Raw genomic sequence first — 1,768 nt, 5'->3', positions numbered from 1 at the left:
CGGGGGCGTGGCGCCGGATCTCCACTTGTACCAGGTTCTTCGCCAGCAGCAGGTCGAGGCTGTCTTTGCTCAGCATCAGTTTGCTCAACAACTGATGGGCCACACCGTGCGGATGCTGCGCCAGTGTCGCCAGTGCTTCACGCTGGCGCGGGGCGCGGGCGATGCGCGGATCATCGAGGCTGGCGCCAGGTACGACCGACCAGAAGCGCTCCTGACGGGCCTCGGCCAGTTCGCCCTGGCGCAGCAATACCGGCAGGGCCCAGCTCAAGGTGTCGCCGAGGCTGTGCTGGTAATACTGCGACGTCCACAGGCACAGCTTGAACAGTGCTGGCGGTAACGGCGGCTCGGCATCAAGCAGGGCCAGCGCCGGTTTGAGTTTTTCTGCCGGTACTTCGCTGGTGTCGGTGATCTCGACCAGAATCCCGATCATCTCCCGTCGCCCGAACGGCACCCGCAGGCGCATGCCCGGTTGCAACTGGGCGCGCAGCACGCCGGCCGGCGCCCGATAGTCGAACAGGCGGCGCAAGGGCGAAGGCAGGGCGAGGCGCAGAATGGCGTCGGGCACGCGGGGGGATCTCTATAAGCGCAAAATAAGGTAGTGAGCGCAGATCAATTGTGGGAGCGAGCTTGCTCGCGAACGCGGTGTGTCAGGCACTGAGTCATCAACTGGCACACCGCGTTCGCGAGCAAGCTCGCTCCCACAGTGGAGTACGTTCAAGGCCGGGAGCCTAGCAGACGGTCGGTCTCAGGGACAGCTTGCGCGATTGACATTGTCTGGTAGAATCCGCGGCCTAATTACGTGCGGTATTCAACAATCGTGTTGGGTGGCGGCACGCTAGCTGAGGAAGACATCATGAAAGCTGATATCCACCCGAATTACCCAGAAATCGCTGTTACCTGCTCGTGCGGTAACAAGTTCGAAACTCGTTCGACCTTCGGCAAAGCCCTGGCGATCGACGTTTGCAACGAATGCCACCCGTTCTACACCGGTAAGCAGAAGACTCTGGACACCGGTGGTCGCGTTCAGAAGTTCGCCGACCGTTTCGGTGCTTTCGGCGCGAAAAAGGCCTAAGGCCCTTCATTCTGGAAAACCTCAGCGGCTTTTCCGGTCTGATGAAAAAGGCGTCCCTTGCGGGCGCCTTTTTTGTGTCCGCGATTTGGCTTTCCGGGGCTCAGGCCTTCTGCCCGGCGCCTGTGGGGTTGCCGAGCGTCGCCGTACAGCGTGTCGTTGATGGTGACACGGTGCGCCTGAGCGATGGCCGCAGTGTGCGCATGATCGGCCTCAACACGCCGGAATTGGGCAAGCAGGGTCGCAGCGATGAACCCTTTGCCGTGGCTGCACGCCAGCGTCTGCAAGCGTTGATTGATGACAGTGGCGGACAAGTCGTTGTGCTCCCCGGCAAGCAAGCGAAAGACCATTACGGGCGTACGCTCGCCCACCTCTATAACGTCAGCGGCGCCAACCTTGAGGCGCAAATGCTGGCTGACGGTCTTGGCTTCCAGGTCGCGGTAGCACCGAATGTCGATCTTGTTGCCTGTCAGCAGGCTGCCGAACGCAGTGCGCGACAGGCTGGCCGAGGCCTTTGGCGACAGTCACCTGTACTGAAAGCGGAGCAGATCCAGCGCTCGGGTTTCGCCGTGCTCAGCGGTCGTGTGAGCAAGGTGCAGCGCAATTGGGGCGGAATCTGGATCGAGTTGCAGGGCGCCGTTGTATTGCGTGTTGCACCCAATCTCGTCGGACAATTCGACATGGCGCGCTTGCAAGCGC

2 protein-coding genes and 1 pseudogene are annotated in these 1,768 nt (G+C 61.5%); 2 read left to right on the top strand and 1 reads right to left on the bottom strand.

From position 1 onward, the window contains the following. Nucleotides 1-565 (bottom strand): annotated as a pseudogene (locus tag DBR24_RS34245) (primosomal protein N'); the annotation flags it as partial. Between the two features lie 288 nt (nucleotides 566-853). On the opposite strand from DBR24_RS34245, the gene rpmE reads away from it, so the two are divergent. Together rpmE and DBR24_RS28630 are read left to right on the top strand one after the other, a co-directional pair. Next, entirely contained in the window at nucleotides 854-1,072 is a 219-nt protein-coding gene (gene rpmE, locus DBR24_RS28635; RefSeq protein ID WP_123470748.1) for a 50S ribosomal protein L31, read from the top strand. Nucleotides 1,073-1,113: 41 nt separating this feature from the next. Continuing rightward, a partial coding sequence (locus tag DBR24_RS28630) for a thermonuclease family protein (RefSeq protein ID WP_146189142.1) occupies nucleotides 1,114-1,768 on the top strand: 655 nt, incomplete at its 3' end.

Origin of the sequence: Pseudomonas sp. HMWF006, from assembly GCF_003061205.1 — a bacterium.
Taxonomy (GTDB): domain Bacteria; phylum Pseudomonadota; class Gammaproteobacteria; order Pseudomonadales; family Pseudomonadaceae; genus Aquipseudomonas; species Aquipseudomonas monsensis.
Note: the sequence above shows the minus strand (reverse complement) of the source record. Positions and strands in the feature narration are given on the sequence as shown.